The organism is Polaromonas sp. P1_G2, from assembly GCF_056405515.1.
On record NZ_JBFUBY010000912.1, the window covers coordinates 1 to 511 of the forward strand.

General features: G+C 64.0%; 1 protein-coding gene. It reads right to left on the bottom strand.

Annotation, left to right across the window (positions count from 1 at the left end; translation table 11 throughout):
* A partial coding sequence (locus tag AC1D0P_RS28300) for an MFS transporter (protein ID WP_477679770.1) occupies window positions 1-511 on the bottom strand: 511 nt, incomplete at both ends.

Below are 511 nucleotides of genomic sequence, written 5' to 3' on the forward strand. Positions count from 1 at the left end.
GTATCGGATTGCGCCGTGCCGGCAAACGAGACCAGGAGGATCGCGGCGATGATCAGGCCGATCTGGACGAACGGCACCGGCTGCCTCGCCCGCTCCTCCTCACCGGGCGGAAGCAGTTTCGGCGCGGCAAGCGCCATGATCAACGCCAGCGGAATGAGGATCAGGAAGGCCCATCGCCACATTCCGCCATTGGCAAACAGGCCGCCGAGCGTCGGCCCGAGCAGGGTGGAAACGCCCCAGAGTGCGCTATAGAAAGCCGAAGCGGCATTCTGCATCCCCTCGGGATAGACGAAACGGATGAACGAATAGCCCATCGTCACCAGGAGGCCGGCGCCGAAACCCTGCACGACGCGACCGATGAGCACGGTGATCATCTCCGGCGCCAGCCCGACAATGGCGCAGCCGACGGCAAAGCTCAGAGCTCCGGCGATATAGACATGGTTGAGATTGGCCCATTTCGGCCGGATGACCACGGCAATCGACCCGAGCACGACAGCGGCCACGAACAGCG